Genomic DNA, 19,609 nt, shown 5'->3' with positions numbered 1-19,609 from the left:
ACCATGCACGACGCCGACCAGCGCCTGGCCGCCGCCTCCACGGACCCGGGGCCCGCGGGGGAGCGCCCGGCCGTCGCCGCGGCGCGCCGCTCGGGGGAGATCCTGATCGCCTCCGGCCAGGTCGCCGTCCGCGACGGAAGGCTGCTCGCCGAGGGCCGCGTGGGAGACGAGGTCGCGCTCGACACCGCCCGCGCCTGCGCGCGGCAGTGCGCCCGCAACGTCCTGACCGCCGTCCGGGACGAGCTGTCCGGTGACGGCGGGCTCGGCGCGGTCGCGCATGTCGAGGCGGTCTCGGTGTGGGTCGCGTCCGCGCCCGGGTTCACCGACCAGCATCTGGTGGCCGACGCCGCGACGGCCCTGTTCACCGAGGTGCTCGGCGACGGCGCCGGGCGGCACGCGCGGGTCGCGCTCGGCGTCGCCGCCCTGCCCACGGGCAGCCCGGTCGAGGTGGGGGCCACGTTCCGGCTGCGCCCGGAGCCGGCCGCGCCATGATCGATCTGCTCATCGCCGGCGGGACCCTCGCCGACGGCACCGGGGCCGCGCCGGTCCGCGCGGACGTCGCCGTCACCGGCGGGCGGGTCACGGGGATCGGCGACCTGGCCGGGCGCCCCGCTGCCCGGACGATCGACGCGTCCGGTCACGTCGTCGCGCCGGGTTTCGTGGACGTGCACACCCATTCGGACCTGACCCTCCTGTCGTCCCCCGAGGCGCACAGCGCCGTCCGGCAGGGGATCACGACCGTCGTGGTCGGCAACTGCGGCCTCGGCGTCGCGCCCGTCGCCGCCGGAGACGACCGGGAGGCGCTGCGCGCCGCCGCCGGCTACCTCGACCTGGACCCGTCCGTCCGCTGGGACTGGGCCGACCTGCCCGGCTACCTGGCCGCGCTCGACGCCGCGCGCCCCGCCGTGAACGTGGCCGCGCTCGTCGCGCACACGCCGCTGCGCGCGGCCGCCGTCGGGTTCGGCGACCGCCCGGCGGACGCCGCCGCGCTCGACCGGATGCGGGGGCTGCTCGGCGACGCGCTCGCGGCGGGCGCCGCCGGCGTCTCCACCGGCCTGGTCTACGCGCCCGCCTGCTACGCGCGCGAAGACGAGCTTGAGGCGCTCGGCCGCACGGCCGCCGCGCACGGCCGGCTGTTCGCCTGGCATGTGCGCGACTACGCCGACGGGCTGCTCGACTCCGTGCGGCAGGCGCTGCGGGTCGCGGCGGCCACCGGCTGCCGCACCCAGATCTCGCACCTGGTCGCGGTCGGGCGGCGCAACCACGGCTCCGTCGCGCGGGCGCTGGAGCTCATCGACGCCGCGCGGGCCGCAGGGCTGGACGTCGGCTTCGACATCTACCCCTACCTCGCCGGGAACGCGCCGCTGTCGCAGCTGCTGCCCGCGTGGGCGCAGGAGGGCGGCGAGCGGGCGATGCGGGCCCGGCTCGACGGCCGCGCCGTCCGCGCCCGCGTCCGGGACGGGTGGCGGGACATGCCGAACTCCTGGGACGACATCACCGTCGGGGGGCGCCCCGTCACCGCCCTGGCCGCCGAGGCCGGGACGGAACCGCCGGACCTCGTGCTCGACCTCGTCGCCGAGCACGGCAACGCCGTCCAGATGGTGGCGGGAGGCCGCAGCGAACGCGACCTCGCCGACGCGCTCACCCATCCCGCCGGGGTCATCGGCTCCGACGGCCAGGCCCTCGACCCCGCCGGGCCGACCGGGCGCGGCACGCCGCATCCCCGCTCCTACGGCTGCTACCCGCGGCTGTTCGCCGCGTACGTCCGGCCGGGCCTGCTCGGGCTCGCCGAGGCCGTCCGCAGGTGCACGTCCGCGCCGGCCGAGCGGGCGGGGCTCGCGGGGCGCGGCGTCCTGCGGCCGGGGGTGCACGGGGACATCGTCGTTTTCGACCCCGCGCGCATCGCCGATCGGGCTACGTTCGCAGCACCCCAGCGATATCCGGACGGGATCCGCGCGGTCGTCGTCGGCGGCCGCGCCGTCGTCGAGGACGGCGCGCACGGCGGCGCGCGGCCCGGCGAGATCCTGCGCGTCCCCTGAACCGCGCATCCCCAGAACAGAGACGAGGCACCATGGACAGAGCCAGAGGGACGAGAGCCGCCGGCACGCGGCCCGCGGCCCGCCGCGCCAACGTGGACGACGACCGCCCGGCGGCGGCGAACTACCACGCCAACGCCCTGGCACGGGGCCTGGCGCTGCTCGAACGCCTCGCCGCGCAGGGCGGCGCCCTCACCCTGAACGACTTCTCGGCCGGCACCGGCCTGCCGAAGAGCACGCTCGTGCGGCTCCTCGGCGTGCTGGAGGAGATGGGCTACGTGGTCCGCGCCGACGAGCGGCCCGCCTACCGGCTCGGCCACAAGACCCTGACGCTGTCCACCGCGTACCTGACCGGGCTGGACCTGTCCCAGGTGGCGGGAGGCCACCTGGCGAAGGTCGCCGAGGCCACCGGCCAGACCGCGAACCTCGGCGTGCTGGACGGCCGGGAGGTGCTGCACGTGTGCGTCCGCGAGCCCGACCGGCCGATCCGGTTCCACACCATGCCGGGCACCCGCGACGCCGCCCACTGCACCGGGCTCGGCAAGATGCTGCTCGCCCGGCTCGACCCGTCCAAGGTCGCCGCGCACCTGCCGCCCGAGCCGTTCCCGGCCCGCACCGAGCACACCCTCACGACGGCGAGCGCCCTGGCCGAGGACCTGCGGGCCACGGCCGAGCGCGGTCACGCCCTCGACGACAACGAGGGCAGCGTCGGGCTCCGCTGCGTCGCCGTGCCCGTCGAGGTGGGCGGCGACTGCGTGGCCGCCCTCAGCGTGTCCGGGCCGTCCGCCGAGTTCGACGGCGACCGCCGCGCCGACTACCTGGAGGGCCTGCGGGCCGCGGCGGCGGACCTCGCGGCCGACGCCGACGTCGTCGCCGCCCTGGAGTACCTGCGCTCGTCCCTGCGCTCCGGCGCGCCCAGCACCCGGGAGGATGCTTGATCGACTTCCATACCCACTGCCAGCGGCCCGAGCACTGGGGCCACGAGTGGGAGCACCACTGGAGACCCGTCTACGGGCGGGGAGCCCACGAGTTCACTCCCGCCGACTACGACCGCGCCATGGCGGACGTGACCGCGGCGTGCGTGTTCGGCATCCGCGCCACGGCCGCCGGGGTCCTCACCCCGAACGAGTACACCGAGCGGTTCTGCGCGGAGACCGCCACGGAGACGATCGGGTTCATGGCGCTCGACCCCACCGACCCCGACGTGCTCGACCAGCTCGCCGACGGCGTCGCGCGCGGGCTGCGCGGCATCAAGCTGTATCCGGTGCTGGCCCTGTTCGACCCGCGCGACACCGCCTACGACCCGTTCTACCGGGCCGCGGCCGACGCCGGGCTCGTCGTCCTGTGGCACATGGGCGCCACGCCGAGCCCGGCGGGCGACCTGTCGGTCAGCAACCCCCTGGTCGTGGACGACGTCGCGCGCCGCCACCCCGGCCTCGTCCAGATCATCGCGCACCTCGGGCACCCCTGGCAGCGCGAGACGATCGTGACCCTGCGCAAGAACCGCCGGGTCTACTCCGACGTGTCGGCGTGCTGGGCTCGTCCCATGGACGGCTATCTGGCGCTGGCCCGCGCCCAGGAGTGGGACGTGGTCGACAGGCTCGTCTTCGGGTCCGACTTCCCGCTGTGGACGCCCGCCGAGGCCGTCGCGGGGCTGCGCGAGATGGCCGGGCAGCGACCCTCCGGCTTCCCCGAGATCAAGAAGGAGACCGTCGAGTGGCTGCTGGACGGGGACCCGCGGCCCCGGATGGGACTGGCATGAACCCGGACCTCCCGCCCGGCGGGCTGCCCCTGGACGCCCTTCCGACACCCGCGCTGCTCGTCGACCGGGCCCGCATGGAGGCCAACCTGGCCGCCATGGCGAGCTCGATCGGGGCCGCCGGGATCGCGCTGCGGCCCCATTTCAAGACGTCGAAATGCCTCGCGGTCGCGCGCCGCCAGCTCGCTCACGGCGCGACAGGGTTCACCTGCGCCACGCCCCCCGAGGTCGGGCTCCTGCAGGAAGCGGGCGTCGATGACGTCCTGTGGGCGCACCAACCGGTGGGGCCCGCCAAGGTGGCCTTCGCCGTCCAGGCCCTGGCCCGGGGTGGGCTGACCATCGCTCTCGACTCGCTGGAGGCCGCCGGGCCGCTGTCGGACGCGGCCTCCTCCAGCGGGGTCACCGTCCCGTTCGTCCTGGAGGTCGACACGGGCCTGCACCGGGCGGGCGTCGATCCCGGTAAGGCCGTCGAGAGCGCGGGCGCGCTCTCCGCGCTGCCCGCTCTGGAGATGCGGGGTGTCCTCACCCATGAGGGGCATCTCGCCGCGCACGGTCCCGACCGCCCGGGGCTGGAGGCGGCGGGCGACCTCGCCGGACGCACGCTGGCGCAGGTCGCCGAGGCGTTGCGCACCGCCGGGCACGAGTGCCCCCTGGTCTCGGTCGGCTCGACCCCCGGCGCCACGTCCGCGCCGTTCGCCGCGGGGGTCACCGAGGCGCGCCCCGGCACCTACGTCTACTACGACGCCAACCAGGTCGGCCTGGGCAGCGCCGGGATCGACCAGTGCGCGCAGACCGTGCTGACCCGCGTCACCAGCGCCCAGCGCCCCGGGACCGTCATCATCGACGCGGGGATCAAGGCGATGAGCTCCGACTCCGTCGCGACCGCCGGAACGCTGGGCGTCGTCTGCGACGCCGCGGGCGCCCCGCTGGACGGAGTGGAGTTCACCGGCGGCAACGAGGAGCACGGCTACCTCACCGGGCCCGGAACCGCCGGCCTGCGCGTGGGCGACCTGCTGCGCGTCGTCCCCAACCACGCCTGCGGCACGACCAACATGTGGAGCGCGCTGTACTTCGTGGACGGCGACCGCGCCGCCGAACGCCAGCCGATCCGGGCGCGCCATTAACGGAATTCGAGCATTGACATGGAATGATATTCCGTGTTCTATCCGGGAGCCATGCGAATGCATCGAGGTATCTCCATCGCCATGGGCGCCCTGCTCGCGCTGGGGCTTCCGGGCGCCGTGGCGCACGCGAGCCCGTCCACCCCCTCGGCTCCGGACCGTCCCGACGTGATCGTCGCCCAGGCGGCGCCGGGCAAGAAGCTGCATTTCCCGAACATGGAGCGGCTCGGCGACGGGTCCCTCGTCGCGGTGGCGCGGGAGGGGGCCGGGCACACCGGGCAGGACGGCCGGCTGGTGATGCTCGACAGCCGGGACGGCGGCCGCACCTGGTCGCCGCCCGAGGCCGTCCACGACTCCCCGTACGACGACCGCGACCCGATGATCACCCAGCTCCGCTCGGGCAGGCTCCTGCTGAGCTGGTTCCAGATCGACTACTCGGTCGCGCCCCCCGAGCCGATGGGCGTGTTCGTCCGGCACAGCGACGACGGCGGGGCCAGCTGGTCCGAGCCCGCGGCGGTGCGGACCTCGATGAGCGGCGAGTCCGACATCGTCGACACCTACGAGCTGGGATGGGCGGCGAGCCACGGCCAGATCAAGGAGCTGCCCTCCGGCGAACTGATCATCCCCCTCTACGGCACGGTCCCCGACGACCGCTGGCAGCGCGCCACCGTCGTGCGCAGCCTGGACGGCGGCGCGTCCTGGCACGCGGGCACCGAGTCGCTGATCGCGTCCGCGCAGGGCACGCACTACCAGGAGCCCGTGCTCACCGTCCTGCGCGACGGGACCGTCCACGCCCTGCTGCGCATCGGCACGGGAGCCTCCACGATGGGCGCGGTCCATTCCCAGGAGTCCTGGTCGCGCGACGGCGGCCGCACCTGGACGCCCCCGGCCGAGATCGACCTGGTGACCTCCTCGGCCCACACCGAGGTCCTGCGGAACGGCGACGTCTTCCTCGCCTACGGCGACCTGTCGGGGCACTTCACCAACCGCCGCGGAACCGTCGGCGCCGTCCTGCGGCACCCCGACCGGCCGTGGACGGGCGCGCCGCGCGAGCTGGTGTACGACTCCGGGACCGGTGACCAGGCCAACCCCGCCGTCGCGGAGGTCTCTCCCGGCCGGGTCCTCGTGCTCGGCTTCGACTCCGACCGGAGCCAGCTGGTCGGTGACTTCGTCGATGTGGCGGGCATCCGGTCGGAGCCGGCGGACCCGCGCCGCGTGGACCTGGCCGCGCTGCACGCCGCGGGCCGGCTCGGGATCGACACCGACCTCGTGTACACGGCCCCGAGCCAGCCGAAGGTGGGGCGCACCGGGCCGATCGACGGCGTGGTCGGCTACTACGACGCCGCCTGGAAGGCCACGGCGGCCCCGGCCCAGTACACGATCACGTTCGACGAGCCGACCCGGGTCGCCGAGGCCGGCATGGCGCTCAAGCCGGGCCACGCCGAAGCGGCGCAGATCAAGGTCCGGACCGCCTCGGACGGCGCGTGGCACGCGGTCGGCGACCTCGACTACCGCGTGCGCTGGGGAGACGACCTCACCTGGTTCCGCGTCGACGCCGGCGCCCCGGTCGACAGGGTCCAGGTCGAGATCACCCGGTCCAGCGGTGCGGCCGTCCTGGCCGAGCTGGGCGTCCGCGCCCCCGCCGCTCCCTGACCCGCACGTCCCGACGGGACGAGGGCGGAGAGCCAGGTCGGCACGTCACCACCGGTGGCGTGCCGACGTCCGTCACAGCGATTCGATGAGGCGCAGGGACGCCTTGATCTCCTCGTCGGTGGGAGCGACGTCGACGGTCTGCCCGGAGAGGTGGCTCTCGTAGGCGCCGAGGTCCAGCAGTCCATGGCCGCTGAGACCGACCAGGACGACCCGCTCCTCGCCCTCGTCCCGCGCCAGCACCGCCTCGTCGATCGCGGCGGCGACGGCGTGGGCCGACTCGGGGGCGGGAACGAGCCCTTCGGCCTTCGCGAACGCGGCGCCGCTCTCGAAGACGCGGGTCTGGGAGTAGGAGGTCGCCTCCACCATGCCGTTGTCGTACATGGCGCTGACGATCGGAGCGGCGCCGTGGTATCGCAGGCCCCCGGCGTGGATGTGGTAGGCCGTGAACGTGTGCCCCAGGGTGTACATCTTGACCGCGGGGGTCACACCGGAGTAGTCGGTGTAGTCCAGCATGTAGCTGCCCCTGGTCATCTTGGGGCACGCGTCGGGCTCCACCGCCAGGAACCGCGTCCCGGTGTTCTCCGCCAGCGCCGCCCGGTAGAAGGGGAAGGTCAGCCCCGCGAAGTTGCTGCCCGCCCCCATCGCGCCGATCACGACGTCGGGGAACTCGCCGGCCAGCTCCATCTGCAGCAGGGCCTCCTCGCCGATGACCGTCTGGTGCATGAGGACGTGGTTCTCTCCGCTGCCGATCGAGAACCGCGCCTCCTTCCGGCCGTTGGCGTACTCGATCGCCTCGGCGTTGGCGATCCCGAGGGTGCCCGGCGAATCCGGGTCGGCGCGCAGGGCGGCCCTGCCCACCTCCGTCCTCGTGCTGGGGCTCGGGACGACCTCGGCCCCGTTCAACCGCATCAGCGTGCCCCGGTACGGCTTCTGCTCGTAGCTGGACCGCACCATGAACACGGTGCAGGCCATCCCGTAGGGGTGGCAGGCCATCGCGAGCGCGGTGCCCCACTGGCCGGCGCCGGTCCCCGTCACCATCTCCCTGACGCCGGACCTGCCGTAGTAATAGGCCTGTGCCAGCGCGGTGTTTATCTTGTGGCTGCCGGACGGACTGGTGCCTTCGTACTTGAAATAGATGTGCGCCGGGGTGTCGAGGGCCTTCTCCAGCCTGGACGCCCGGAAAAGGGGTGTCGGGCGCCAGCGCTGGTACTCCGATCGAACGGGGCCGGGTATCTCGACGTAGCGCTCACGGCCGATGCTCTGGCGGTACATCGACAACGGCAGTTGCGGCTGCAGTGGCGCCGAACCGCCGTTCCTCGGCGGCGCCGGCCGTGCCGGGGGCACCTCGATCGGAAGGTCGGCGAGGATGTTGTACCAGTGCGTGGGAACCCGGTCACGGTCCAGTTCGAAAACATCGCGCATGTTACGCTTTTCCGCCCTCCGCGCCGATGATTCCGCTGATCATGTCGATAAGGCTTCCCACGTTCCTCAGTTCGGCGAGCATCACGTCCTCGTCGTCGATCTCGATGCCGAACTCTTTCTCGATCTCCACGAGGGTGTGCAGCAGGCTCAGGGAGTCCATGCCCACGACCGGCGAGTAGAGCGAGACCGTGTCGTCCAGGCGTTCGGGGGCGACGTCCAGATCGAGAACGCGGATCATGATGCTCTTGATCTGCGCCGGCAGATCCGCGTTGCTGGCACGATCCATGGCATGCACCTCGTCTGCGGCGTCGGCCCGGGAATGGCGGGGGTGAGTCGGCAGGAGTGAGTCGGCAGGACGGGAATCGATACCCGCGGAGGGAGGGCGCCCGTTTCGGGGAACGGCGCATCGCTTACCGGCGACCTGGCCGTCCGAGCCCCGGTTCTTGCCGACGAACCGGTGGCAGGCCGTCCACGGCCGGAACGTTTTCCGCTTCGATTGGCTGACGGTCCGTACCGTACGACAGGCGTCCGGGGGGCGCAAGAGGCCGTACGGAGCTCTCCGCCGGCGGCCATTTGGCAGAAGTTGGGCTTCTCAAGATCGCTTCACGGATGCACAATGACAGCGATCGGTGCGGCGCGGCCGGGTTTCCCGTGGCCGCCTGGCGGACCGGAGGGGCGACGCTTGCGATTCCGCGCGGTGGTGGCGACCGTCCCGCCGCCGGCGATTCTCGATATGGCATGACATCCCGCTCGGGGGATTGGAGAGCCATGCGGTTCGAATGGGACGGCGACCAGGACGGGCTGTACCGCGTTTTCCGCGCGTTCGGCGAAGAGGCGCTGAGCAAGGACGTGACCGAGCGGGACAGGATCGGGCTGTTCAGCCGCGACGATTGGTCGCGGTGCGCCGAGCAGGGTGTGCTCGGCCTGATCCTGCCGTCCGAATACGGGGGATCCGGGTGCGGTCCCGTCGACTATGCGCACGCGATGGAGGGTCTCGGGCACGGCTGCCTCGACAACGGCCTCATGATGGCGATCGGCGCCCACGTCCTGGCCGTCGAGGTGCCGGTCTGGAAGTTCGGCGACGAGGAGCAGCGGCGCGCGTACCTGCCCGGGCTCGCCGCCGGCCGGCTCGTCGGGGCCAACGCGATGACCGAGCCGGGAAGCGGGTCGGACGCGCTGTCGCTCGCCACCACGGCCGAGCGCGACGGCGACTCCTACGTCCTGACCGGACGCAAGCGCTATGTGACGAACGCGCCCGTCGCCGACGTGTTCGTCGTCTACGCGACCGTCGACCCGGAGCTCGGATTCACCGGAGTCACCGCCTTCCTGGTCGAGCGCGGCGATCCCGGCGTCTCGGTGCACGAGCAGGCCGAGAAGATGGGTCTTCGCACCGCCCGCTGGGGCGAGGTCGAGCTGGACGGGTGCCGCGTTCCCGCCTCCCGGCGGCTCGGTGCCGAAAGGCAGGGATCCGCCGTGTTCGCGCAGACGATGGCGTGGGAACGGGCGCTTCTGCTGGCGCCGTGGCTCGGCGTCATGGGGCGGGAGATCGAGGAGTGCACGCGCTTCTGCCGGCGGCGCCGCCAGTTCGGCAGGCACATCGGGCGGTACCAGTCGGTCTCCAACAGGATCGTCGACATGCGGATCCGCTGGGAGATCTCCCGGATGCTCCTGCACCGCGCCGCGGCGGAACTCGACGGCGCGGAGGCGAGCATCTTCCCCGAGGTCGGCAAGCTGTACGTGAGCGAAGCGGCGGCGGAGATCTTCACCAGCGCGATGCAGGTGTACGGGGCGCTCGGCTATTCCTCCGACGGGCGCGCCGAGCGCAATCTCCGGGACGCCCTCGGCATGACGATCTCCTCGGGCACCTCGGACATGCAGCGAGTGATCATCTCCGGGAAGCTCGGCCTCGCCTGGCCGGAATCCGAGGGAGGCGGGGAGGGAAGGTGAACGGTCTGAGCGACTGCCTGCGCCACTGGGCCGGAACGCGTCCGGAGGCCCCGGCGGTCGAGTTCCGGGGCGAGGCGCTGACCTACGGCGAGCTGGACCGGCTCAGTTCGGCCCTCGCCCGCACGCTGGCCGAAGGCGGCGTCGTCCCCGGTGACAGGGTCGTCCTGTGGCTGCACAAGTCGATCGAGGCGGTCATCGCCGTCTACGGGGTGCTGAAGGCCGGCGCGGCCTACGTGCCCGTCGACCCGAGCGCGCCCTTCAAACGGGCCGGCCACATCATCGCCCACTGCGAGGCCGCCTGCGTGATCGCCCAGGACGACCGGGTCGAATGGCTGCGGAAGAACTCCTCCTGCCGGATCGTGTCCACCGGTCCGGCCGCGGACGCGTCCGTCACCGGCTGGGAGGAGGCGCTCGCCGCCGCTCCGGCGGAGGGCGAAGCCGGACCCGTCCTCGACCTCCACAGTCCGGCCTTCATCCTCCACACATCGGGATCGAAGGGCGTCCCCAAGGGCGTCGTGCTCTCCCACGGCAATGCCCGCGCGTTCGTGGAATGGGCGGTCGACGAATTCGGTCTGGGCCCCGCCGACCGGGTCTCCAGCCACGCGCCCTTTCACTTCGACCTGTCCGTGCTCGACCTGTTCGCGACGTGCAGGGCGGGCGGCTGCGTGGTGCTCGTCCCCGAGAGCCAGGTCGGGCTCGGGGGCGCCCTCAACAAGTTCGTCGCCGAGCAGCGCATCACCGTCTGGTACTCGGTTCCCGGAGCGCTGACCCGCATGCTGGCCGCGAAGAACAGCGGACTGCTGGCCGGGTCGCGGCTGCGGGTCGTCCTTTTCGCCGGTGAGACGTTCCCGATCGCCCGGCTCCGGCACCTGCACTCGCTCGTCCCGGAGGTCGGTTTCTACAACCTCTACGGCCCGACGGAGACCAACGTCTGTGTCTTCCACCGGGTCCGCCAGTCGGACGTCGCGGAGCACCGGCGGCAGCCCGTGCCGATCGGCCGCGCCTGCCCGTACGCGGCGACGTTCATCGTCGACGGGGCCGGGCGTCCGGTGGAGCACGAGCCGGGCGCGTCCGGGGAGCTGTGCGTCGCCGGAGACTCGGTGATGCTCGGCTACTGGCGCGACGACGACCTCACGGCGGAGAGGACCCTGTCGATCGCCCAGGCCGGCTTGGAGACGGTGCGCGCGTACCGGACCGGAGACCTGGTCCGGCTCGACGACGAGCTGAACTACGTCTTCTGCGGACGTGAGGACGACATGGTGAAGATACGGGGCCACCGCGTCGAGATCGGCGAGATCGAGGCGGTCCTGTCGGCCGCGGACAACGTCCGGGAGGCCGCGTGCGTGGCGGTCGACGACGGCACCGGGGAACGGGTCGTCGAGGCGTACGTGGTCCCCGAGACGCACCCGCTCGACGTCTCGGCCGTGCGCCGGCACTGCCTGGCCGAGATCCCGCGCTACATGGTCCCGGAGCGGTTCCACGTCAGGACCGCGTTCCCGGTCACCGGGACCGGGAAGATCGACCGGAAGCGGCTGGGAGAGACCCGGGCGGATCCGCGATGAAAGTCCTGACCGAGACGTGGCGGAGCGCGTCGATCGGCCGGGAGAAGTCGGTGAACGTCCTCCTGCCGTCCCGGTACTCGTCGACCGGCCGCGCGTTTCCGGTGCTGTACCTCCTGCACGGCTTCGGCGGCAACCGGAACACATGGCTCCAGTGCGGCGACCTCTCGACCGTCGTGGATTCGGCCGGGCTGGTCGTGGTCCTCCCCGAATCCGGACGCTCGTGGTTCATCAACGACGCCCGGGGGCGGCGCTACGAGGACTACCTCGTGCACGAGGTCGTCGGCCATGTCGATGACGCCTTCAACACCGTGGCGTCCCGGGACGGGCGAGGCGTCGGCGGGTTCTCCATGGGCGGGGCCGCCGCCCTCTACCAGGCGTTGCGGCACGGTGAGGTGTTCTCGGTGGTGTGCAGCAACGCGGGCGCCTTCGAGGCCCCCCTGCGGGAAGGCGACCCCTACGACCACCTGCGGGACGGGCAGAGGCTGGCCATGCCGACCACGAGGGACCACGAGCGCGTCTGGGGGCCGGTCGGCAGCGAGGTCCGGCGCGAGTACGACCCGTACCGCGCGCTCCGGGACCGGGACGCGAAGCACCCGATCGAAGTGCATCTCGACGTCGGCCTGGACGACTATCCCCGCATGATCGGCATGAACCGGAGAATGCGCGCGGCCCTCGCGGCCGGCTCCGTTCCCCACCGCTACCGGGAACGGCCCGGCGGGCACGACTGGGAGTTCGTCAACGCCGGCCTTCCCGACCTCTTCGCGTTCGCGCGGAGCCGCCTCCTTTCCGCCTGACCCGCGCACCCAAGAGGACAACGGAAGGAGCGCACATGTGCGGCATAACCGGATGGGCCGACTGGACGCGGGACCTCTCCGCGCAGGGCCCCGTCGTGACCGCCATGACGCGGACCCAGGCGCCGCGCGGCCCCGACGACGAGGGGACGTGGCTGTCCCGCCACGCCGCACTGGGCCACCGGCGGCTCGCCGTCATCGACATCGAGGGCGGGCGGCAGCCCATGCGGCGGGACGGGCGCGACGGCGAGCCGGTCGTCATCACGTTCAGCGGCGAGATCTACAACTTCCACGAGCTCCGTGCGGAGCTGCGCTCCGCCGGCTGGTCGTTCAGCACCCGGTCGGACACCGAAGTGCTGCTGACGGCCTACCTCCAATGGGGCGCGGATCTCGTCACGCGCCTCAACGGAATGTACGCCTTCGCCATCTGGGACGAACACGCGCGACGGCTGCTTCTGGTGAGGGACCGGCTCGGCATAAAACCGCTCTACTACGCCCGGCTGGGCGACGGGATCATCTTCGGGTCGGAGCCCAAGGCGCTGCTGGCCCATCCCGAGATGAAGGCCGAGGTGGATCTGGAGGGCCTCGCCGAGCTGACGGCCGTCCCGCGCGCGAGGACGCCCGGCCACGCCGTCTACCGCGGGATGCGGGAGCTCAAGCCGGGGTGCCTGGTCGTCGCCGACGCCTCCGGATGCCGCGAGAGCCGGTACTGGCGGCTGGAGGCCCGCCCCCACACCGAGGACTTCCGCGCGACGACGGACGAGGTCCGCTCCCTGCTCACCGACATCGTCAGGCGCCAGATCGTGGCGGACGTGCCGGTCGGCACGCTGCTGTCCGGAGGGATCGACTCCAGCGCGATCACGGCCCTGGCGGCGCGGGAGTTCGCGGGGGAGCTGACCAGCTACTCGGTGAGCGTCCCGGCGCCGGCGCGCCCGGGCAGCGACCTGTGGCGGCCCAGCCCGGACGAGCCGTACGCGCGCCTGGTCGCCGAACGGCTCGGCCTCAAGCACTCCGTGGTCCAGGTCGGCACCGGCGCTCTCGTCGAGGGGCTCGACCGCGGGCTGCGGGCGCGCGACCTCCCCGGCTGGGGCGATCTCGACATCTCGATGTACCACCTGTTCAGCGGGGTCCGGGAAGACTGCACGGTCGCGCTGTCGGGGGAGTCGGCCGACGAGATGTTCGGCGGCTACGCCTGGCAGGTCGACGACCGGTACGTCCGGCACACCTCGTTCCCCTGGATGTACGCGCGGCGCCAGCCGCAGTTCCTGCTCCGCGAGGAGGTGAGGCGCGCGATCCGGCCGGAGGAGTACGAGGCCGACCGCTACCGGGAGGCGCTGGCGGAGGTCCCGCACGTGGACGGGGAGGACCGCACCGGACGCAGGCAGCGGGAGGTCTTCCACCTCGGCCTGACCCGCTGGCTGGGCGCGCTGCTGGACCGCAAGGACCGGATGAGCATGGCCGTCGGCCTCGAGGTGCGGGTGCCCTTCGCCGACCACCGGCTCGCCGAGTACCTGTTCAACGTGCCCGCGGACATGAAGGCCGACGGGGGGACGGAGAAGGCGCTGCTGCGCCGGGCGTGCGCGGACCTGCTCCCGGAGGAGATCGTGAACAGGACCAAGAGCGCCTACCCGGCCAGCCGGGACCCCGGCTACGTCGAGACGCTGAAGAACCTGGTCATCGAGATGATCGACGAGCCGGGCGCGCCGCTGTTCGACCTCATGGACCGGGCGAGGGTCCGCCGGGCGGTCACCTCCGAGCTGGACGCGCTGCCCGGCCCGATCACCGCTCGGACCTCGGCGATCGGCCTGTCCTACCTGCTCGAACTGAACCGGTGGCTCACCCGGGTCCGCGTCGTGGCGTGACCCGGGGCGGCCGTCACCCCCGCGTCCCCTCCGGCCGCGCGTAGCGCCGGCGCAGCTCCTCCTTCCGGATCTTCCCCGTCGCGGTCGTGGGAAGGACCTCCAGGAGTTCGAGCCGCCGCGGCCAGTACGCCTTGGTCATCCCGGCCTCGTCCAGGGAGCTCTGCAACTCCTCCAGGGTGACCGGGGAGGCCGCGGAGACCGGCGTCACCACCGCGCAGATCGTCTCGTCCTCGTGCTCGTCGGGGATGCCGATGACCGCGACGTCGCGCACGCCCGGATGCCGTCCGATGATCGACTCCAGGTCGGTGACCGGCGCGATGTTCGCGTTGCGCAGGATCATGTCCTTGGCCCGGCCGGTGATCCGGATGCCGCCCCGGCCGTCCGGCCGGGCCAGGTCGCCGGTGTTGAACCATCCGTCCTCGTCGAGGTCGGCGGCGTACAGCTCGTCCCGCCGGTAGTAGCCGAGGCACTGCGTCGGCCCCCGCACCCACAGCACGCCCTCGCCCCCGGTCCGGTCCGACACGGGGTCGATCCGCAGCTCCATGTCGGAGATGGGGCTCCCGTCGCTGTGGGCGGCCCAGTCCTCCGGATCGTCCGGGCGGGTGATCGTCACCGGGCCGTTCTCGGTCATGCCCCACAGCGAGTGCAACCGCAGCCCGAAGACGCTCGCGGTCTCGGCGATGAAGTACGGGGGGATCGGCGCCGAGCCGCTGACCAGCCACGCCAGTGCGGGCAGCGCGCGCGGCGCGGACCGCTGCTCCTTGATCAGGCTCAGCAGGTAGAAGGGGGCGCAGTAGAAGAACGTGACCCCGTGCCGGGCCATGAGGTCGAGAGCGTCGCCGGGGTCCTTGGCGTCCTGGAACGCCATGGTGCCGCCCAGCGTCAGCGGCATCAGCATGCCCTGCACGACACCGGTGTAATGCGTGTAGAGCGCGGTGGTGTACATGACGAGCGTCTCGTCGAGGCCGAAGGTCTCCGCCTCGCCGCGAACGGCGGCGTACAAGGTGTTCTGGCTGTGCAGGACCCCTTTGGGATCGCTCGTCGTGCCCGAGGTGAACAGGACCAGGTACGGGTCGTCGGGCCCGAGCTCCCGCTCGTCGAGCAGGTGGCCGTGCCGCTCCTCCCAGGCGGTCCCGAAGAAGAACGACTCGAAGTCCTCGGTGCCGTCCGGTCCCTGCCCGTCCGCGACGAACACGCGCTCCAGGGACGGCAGCTCCGCGGCCAGCTCGGCGCCGAGCTCGCCCAGCCGGTCGCCGTTGTCCTCCTCCATGGTGACGAGGACCCGCGCCTCGGTGACGCGCAGCATGACGTCGAGCTCGCGGCGCCGGTAGGTCTTCATGAGGGGGCAGTACACGACCCCGGCCCGGATGCAGCCGAGCGTGATCGCGGCGAGTTCCCACCGGTCGGTGAGCTGGGCCGCGAACACGTCCCCGGGCCGCAGGCCGAGCTCGACCAGAGCGCCGGCGCACCGGTCGGCGGCGGCGGCGAGCCGCGCGTAGTCGAGCCGGTGCGTCCGCCCGTCGGACTGGCGCCTGGTGACGACCGCCGCCTTCTCCGGCCTTTCGCGCACGTGCCGCCGGAGGTCGTCGAGAAAGGTCTCGTCCCGCCACCAGCCGCGGTCACGGTAGCTCGCAGAGGTCGGGGTCATGCCTGCACCACCATCACATCTTCGGGAAGGGTGGACGGTCCGCGCGGAATTGGAGATCAACATAACCCGGATTCCCGCCCGGTCACCACCCTTGGAACCGCGCCCGAATTCCGGTCAGGCGCGGTCGCGGACCAGCGAGTACCGGTGCTCGACGGACCCGTCGGGGAAGGTGCGGGAGCCGGTGAGCTGGAGGGGGGCGGCGCCGCTCTTCTCCATGGTGAGCCGGAGGCCGTCGCCGAGGAGGATGGGCATGACGACCACGCCGAGTTCGTCCAGCGCGTCGATGTCGCGGAACGCCTGGATGGTCTGCCGGCCGCCGACCAGGTGGACGTCGCCGGTGAAGTCCGCCTCCCGCATGAGACGGAGCAGTTCGGCCGGGTCCGAGGCGGACACGACGCCGTCGGGGGTCCCCTCCGGGAGGGGACCGCCGGTGAGCACGAAGACCCGGAGGTTCGGCCACGGCCAGTGCGACGACCCCACCGCGGGCGCGAAGGTGTTGCGGCCCATGACCACCGCGCCGCAGTCGGCGATGAACTCCGGATGGCCGTGCGAGACGCCGGACTCGAAGTCCGGTGCGGTGAGGATGGTGGGCAGCCCGTCCGGTGAGGCGATGAAACCGTCGACGCTGACGGCCATGTGTGTGCGGATGCGCATGGGGGATCCCTTTCGGTCTGGTGTCCCTCCAGAATCTCGGGCACGGGAGGCGAGCACATTGGGCTGATGCCCAAGACGGACCGTCATCGCCTCTTTAGATTTCGGGCGCGGGCTATTCTGTGGCGATGGCGAGCCGTTTGGTGAGCCCGGTGCTGGTGGGCAGAGGGCCGGAGCGTGCGGCACTTCTGGCCGCGTACGGCGAGGCCCGGCACGCGGCGACCGTGGTGCTCGTCGGCGGCGAGGCCGGCATGGGCAAGACCAGGCTGGTGCGGGACTTCACGTCCGGGCTGGGGTCCTCCGCGCGAACGGTGGTGGGCGGCTGCACCGATCTGGGCATGGACGGGCCGCCGTTCGGCCCCTTCGTGACGGCCCTGCGCCGGCTGGTGCGGGCGATGGGCGTCCCCGCGGCGACGAGGCTGCTCCCGGGCGGCGGCAGGCGGGGGCTGGCCCGGCTGCTGCCGGAGCTGGGAGAGGACGACGGTGACCCGGACCGCGCCCTCGGCCGTGCCCGGCTCTTCGAGGAGATCCTCCTGCTGCTGGAGGGCGGCGCGGCCGACCGGCCGCTGGTCGTGGTCCTGGAGGATCTGCACTGGGCCGACCGCTCGACCGGCGAGCTCCTGGCCTTCCTCGCGCAGAACGTCGGCGGACCGGGCCTGCTGCTCGTCGGGACGTACCGGCCCGACGAGATCACCGCCGCGCATCCGCTGCGGCCGCTGGTCTCGCGCGTGGAGGGCGTCCACCGGATCGCGCTGGCGGGGCTGACCCGTGACGCGGTGGCGCAGCAGGTCGGCGCTCTGCTCGACCACGAACCCGACGAGCCGCGGGTGGAGCGGATCTTCCGCCGCAGCGGCGGGAACCCGCTGTTCGTCGAGGCGCTGGTGGACGCCGGCGACGCCCCGGTCCGGTCGTTGCGGGAACTGCTGCGGACGGACGTCGAGCGCCTGCCCGAGCCGAGCCGGCGGGTCGTGCACGCGGCCGCGGTGGCGGCCGGGCCCGTGGAGCACGCCCTGCTGGCCGCGCTCACCGGGATGGGCGACCTGGAGTTCGAGGACGCGCTCCGGCCGCTCGTGCGCCGCAGGCTCCTGGACGTGGTCGAGGGCGGGTACGCCTTCCGCCGCGACCTGATCCGCGAGGCGGTCTACGACGGACTGCTGCCCGGCGAGCGCGTGCGGCTCCACCGGCGCTGCGCAGAGGCGATCAGCGCCGACCCGCGGCTGGTCCCCGCCGATCGCGCCCTGATCGAGATCGCCGTGCACTGGTACGCGGCCGGCGAGGACGCCCGCGCCGCCGAGGCCGCCTGGCGGGCCGCCGAGTCGGCCCGCAGGGCGTACGCGTACGCGGAGCGCCACCGCATGCTCGACCGCGTCCTGCGGCTGTGGGACCGGTTGCCGGACCTGCCGGACCGGATCGGCGCCGACCGGGCCGCGGTCCTGGAGATGGCCGCCGAGGCCTGCCTGAACGCGGGCGAGCTGGAGGCCGGGATCGCCGTGGCGACCGCCGCGCTGGACGAGTCGCCCGGTCCCGAGCGCGCCGCCGCGCTGCTGGAGATCCGGGCGGCGCTGCGCGACCGCAACGGCGAGGATCCGCTGCCCGACCTGGTGAGGGCCGTCCGGTCGCTGCCGCCGGCCCCGCTCTCGGCGGTGCGCGGCCGGCTGCTGGCCGAGCTGGCCACCGCCCAGCGCAACCACCGCCGGTTCGCGCCGGCCCGGGCGGCGGCCGAGGAGGCGCTGGAGATCGGGCGGCGGACCCGTGACCGCGCCGTCCAGGCGAGGGCGCTCGTCACGCTCGGCGCGCTGGCCGCGGCCGGGGCGGACCCGGCGACCGCGAGCGATCTGTTCGGCCAGGCCGGCGCGGCCGCCGCCGACGCCGGGGCGCACGACACCCGGCTCCTGGTGGCGGCCACCGAGTCGGACGCCCTGGAGGCCGCCGGCGAGCATGCCCGGGCGGCGCGGGTCGCGCGCGAGGGGATGGCCCTCGCGGACGGCCTCGGGCTGGCCCGTACCCGCGGCACGCTCCTGGCGCCGAACCTGTCGGAGTCGCTGCTCTCGCTCGGTCGCTGGGCCGAGGCGAGCGAGGTCAACCGGAACGCCCTGAGCCTGGCGCCGCCGCCGCTCTACCAGGCGTACCTGCGGGTGATCCAGGCGACCGTCGACCTCAGGCGGGGAGACCTGGACCGGGCCGGGGCGGCGGCCGGGCAGGCCAGGGCCGCCATGCGCGGCAACAGCCGCGGAGAGGAGTCGTGCCTGGAACCCGATCTGCTGGACTGCCGGCTGGCCCGCGTCAGGCAGGACGCCGGGGCGCTGACCGCGGTCGTCGGCCACGTCCTCGACGACCACGACCTGCTGGCCAGCCCCCGGTACGGCTGGCCCCTGCTGCTCGCCGCCGCGCAGGGCCTGAACGACCACCGGCGGGCCGGGGGCTCGATGGAGCGGCTGATCACCTGGGCCGGGAAGCTCACGGTCGGCGGCCGGCTCCAGCGGGCGTACCAGGTGACGTTCGAGGCCGAGGCGGGAGAGCCCGGCCTCGGCGCATGGCACCGGGCGATTGCGGCGTGGCGCGACCTGGAGCAGCCGTACGCCCTGGCCGAGACCCTGGTGCGCGCCGCACGCGCGGCCCTGTCGGCCCAGGACAGGAAGCAGGCCGCCGTCCTACTGGCCGAAGCGACGTCGATCGCGACCGGCCTGGGGGCGGCTCCTCTGCGCGCCGAGGCCGAGAAGCTGGCCAGGCGGTCCCGGCTGACCTCCGGCGCGGCCGCCCCGCCCGCCCGGCGGGAGGCCCCGGCCGGGCTCACCGGCCGCGAGCTCGAAGTACTGGAGCTCGTGGCCGCCGGGCTGAGCAACCGCCAGATCGGCGAGCGGCTGTTCATCTCCGCCAAGACCGCCGGCGTCCATGTGTCGAACATCCTGGCCAAGCTGGGTGTCACGACCCGTCTCGAAGCCGCCGCATGGGCCCACCGAACCCGCCTTTTCGACGCGAGGTGACCGCCGGCGGGAGTGATGTTCGGGGTTTTCCTGGACCGCGCGGCACCATCCGGCCACTGGAAAGAGTGGTTTCCACGATGTAGTGCGGCGACTACTCAGCGCACTCTGCGGTGAGCCGAGTCTCACAGCCGTCCACCAGAGCGGCGGCCGGGAAGACCGTGGAGGAACCTCGA

The 19,609-nt window shown here is 73.1% G+C and carries 15 protein-coding genes; 11 read left to right on the top strand and 4 right to left on the bottom strand.

What is annotated here, in order from left to right; all coding sequences use genetic code 11:
- Positions 1–3: 3 nt before the first annotated feature.
- The 6 genes from ABD944_RS27420 to ABD944_RS27395 are packed head-to-tail and all read left to right on the top strand — an operon-like array spanning position 4 to position 6,569.
- A complete protein-coding gene (locus tag ABD944_RS27420) occupies positions 4–492 on the top strand; it encodes a RidA family protein (protein WP_345181454.1) in 489 nt (162 codons plus the stop codon).
- Positions 489–2,039: an N-acyl-D-amino-acid deacylase family protein gene (locus ABD944_RS27415; protein ID WP_345181451.1), complete on the top strand. Its 1,551-nt coding sequence runs from the start codon at positions 489–491 to the stop codon at positions 2,037–2,039. Before ABD944_RS27420 ends, ABD944_RS27415 begins: the two co-directional genes overlap by 4 nt.
- 32 nt (positions 2,040–2,071) lie before the next feature.
- Positions 2,072–2,974: an IclR family transcriptional regulator gene (locus ABD944_RS27410; protein WP_345181449.1), complete on the top strand. Its 903-nt coding sequence runs from the start codon at positions 2,072–2,074 to the stop codon at positions 2,972–2,974.
- Positions 2,971–3,798, top strand: coding sequence for an amidohydrolase family protein (locus tag ABD944_RS27405; RefSeq protein ID WP_345181446.1), 828 nt, complete (start codon positions 2,971–2,973; stop codon positions 3,796–3,798). The genes ABD944_RS27410 and ABD944_RS27405 overlap by 4 nt, the downstream gene beginning before the upstream one ends.
- Entirely contained in the window at positions 3,795–4,919 is a 1,125-nt protein-coding gene (locus ABD944_RS27400) for an alanine racemase (protein ID WP_345181443.1), read from the top strand. Before ABD944_RS27405 ends, ABD944_RS27400 begins: the two co-directional genes overlap by 4 nt.
- Before the next feature lie 57 nt (positions 4,920–4,976).
- Positions 4,977–6,569, top strand: coding sequence for a sialidase family protein (locus ABD944_RS27395; protein ID WP_345181441.1), 1,593 nt, complete (start codon positions 4,977–4,979; stop codon positions 6,567–6,569).
- 72 nt (positions 6,570–6,641) lie between these two features.
- On the opposite strand, the gene ABD944_RS27390 is transcribed toward ABD944_RS27395, so the two are convergent.
- Together ABD944_RS27390 and ABD944_RS27385 are read right to left on the bottom strand one after the other, a co-directional pair.
- Positions 6,642–7,991 carry a TrpB-like pyridoxal phosphate-dependent enzyme gene (locus tag ABD944_RS27390; protein WP_345181438.1) on the bottom strand — a complete coding sequence of 450 codons (1,350 nt, stop codon included), beginning with the start codon at positions 7,989–7,991 and terminating at the stop codon, positions 6,642–6,644.
- Between the two features lies 1 nt (position 7,992).
- Complete coding sequence (locus tag ABD944_RS27385) at positions 7,993–8,277, bottom strand: acyl carrier protein (protein ID WP_345181435.1); 285 nt, start codon at positions 8,275–8,277, stop codon at positions 7,993–7,995.
- Between the two features lie 482 nt (positions 8,278–8,759).
- Between ABD944_RS27385 and ABD944_RS27380 the strand changes: the two genes are divergently transcribed.
- Genes ABD944_RS27380 through asnB form a run of 4 tightly spaced genes read left to right on the top strand, consistent with a single transcriptional unit; the run spans position 8,760 to position 14,153 of the window.
- The gene (locus ABD944_RS27380) at positions 8,760–9,938 is read left to right on the top strand and encodes an acyl-CoA dehydrogenase family protein (RefSeq protein ID WP_345181433.1); all 1,179 of its coding nucleotides are present in this window, start codon (positions 8,760–8,762) and stop codon (positions 9,936–9,938) included.
- Positions 9,935–11,500: an amino acid adenylation domain-containing protein gene (locus ABD944_RS27375; RefSeq protein WP_345181432.1), complete on the top strand. Its 1,566-nt coding sequence runs from the start codon at positions 9,935–9,937 to the stop codon at positions 11,498–11,500. The genes ABD944_RS27380 and ABD944_RS27375 overlap by 4 nt, the downstream gene beginning before the upstream one ends.
- Entirely contained in the window at positions 11,497–12,294 is a 798-nt protein-coding gene (locus ABD944_RS27370; protein ID WP_345181430.1) for an alpha/beta hydrolase, read from the top strand. Before ABD944_RS27375 ends, ABD944_RS27370 begins: the two co-directional genes overlap by 4 nt.
- 35 nt (positions 12,295–12,329) lie before the next feature.
- Positions 12,330–14,153: an asparagine synthase (glutamine-hydrolyzing) gene (gene asnB / locus ABD944_RS27365; RefSeq protein WP_345181427.1), complete on the top strand. Its 1,824-nt coding sequence runs from the start codon at positions 12,330–12,332 to the stop codon at positions 14,151–14,153.
- Between the two features lie 13 nt (positions 14,154–14,166).
- On the opposite strand, the gene ABD944_RS27360 is transcribed toward asnB, so the two are convergent.
- Positions 14,167–15,801, bottom strand: a complete 1,635-nt coding sequence (locus ABD944_RS27360; protein WP_345181425.1) for an AMP-binding protein — start codon at positions 15,799–15,801, stop codon at positions 14,167–14,169.
- Positions 15,802–15,915: 114 nt separating this feature from the next.
- On the bottom strand, positions 15,916–16,455 hold the full coding sequence (locus tag ABD944_RS27355) for a dihydrofolate reductase family protein (RefSeq protein WP_345181422.1): 540 nt from the start codon (positions 16,453–16,455) through the stop codon (positions 15,916–15,918).
- Between the two features lie 125 nt (positions 16,456–16,580).
- Between ABD944_RS27355 and ABD944_RS27350 the strand changes: the two genes are divergently transcribed.
- Positions 16,581–19,436 (top strand): ATP-binding protein, encoded by a 2,856-nt coding sequence (locus ABD944_RS27350; protein ID WP_345181419.1) that lies wholly within the window; start codon positions 16,581–16,583, stop codon positions 19,434–19,436.
- The last annotated feature ends 173 nt before the right edge of the window (positions 19,437–19,609 follow it).

This window comes from Actinomadura verrucosospora, from assembly GCF_039540335.1.
GTDB classification, from domain to species: Bacteria; Actinomycetota; Actinomycetes; order Streptosporangiales; family Streptosporangiaceae; genus Spirillospora; species Spirillospora verrucosospora.
Note: the sequence above shows the minus strand (reverse complement) of the source record. Positions and strands in the feature narration are given on the sequence as shown.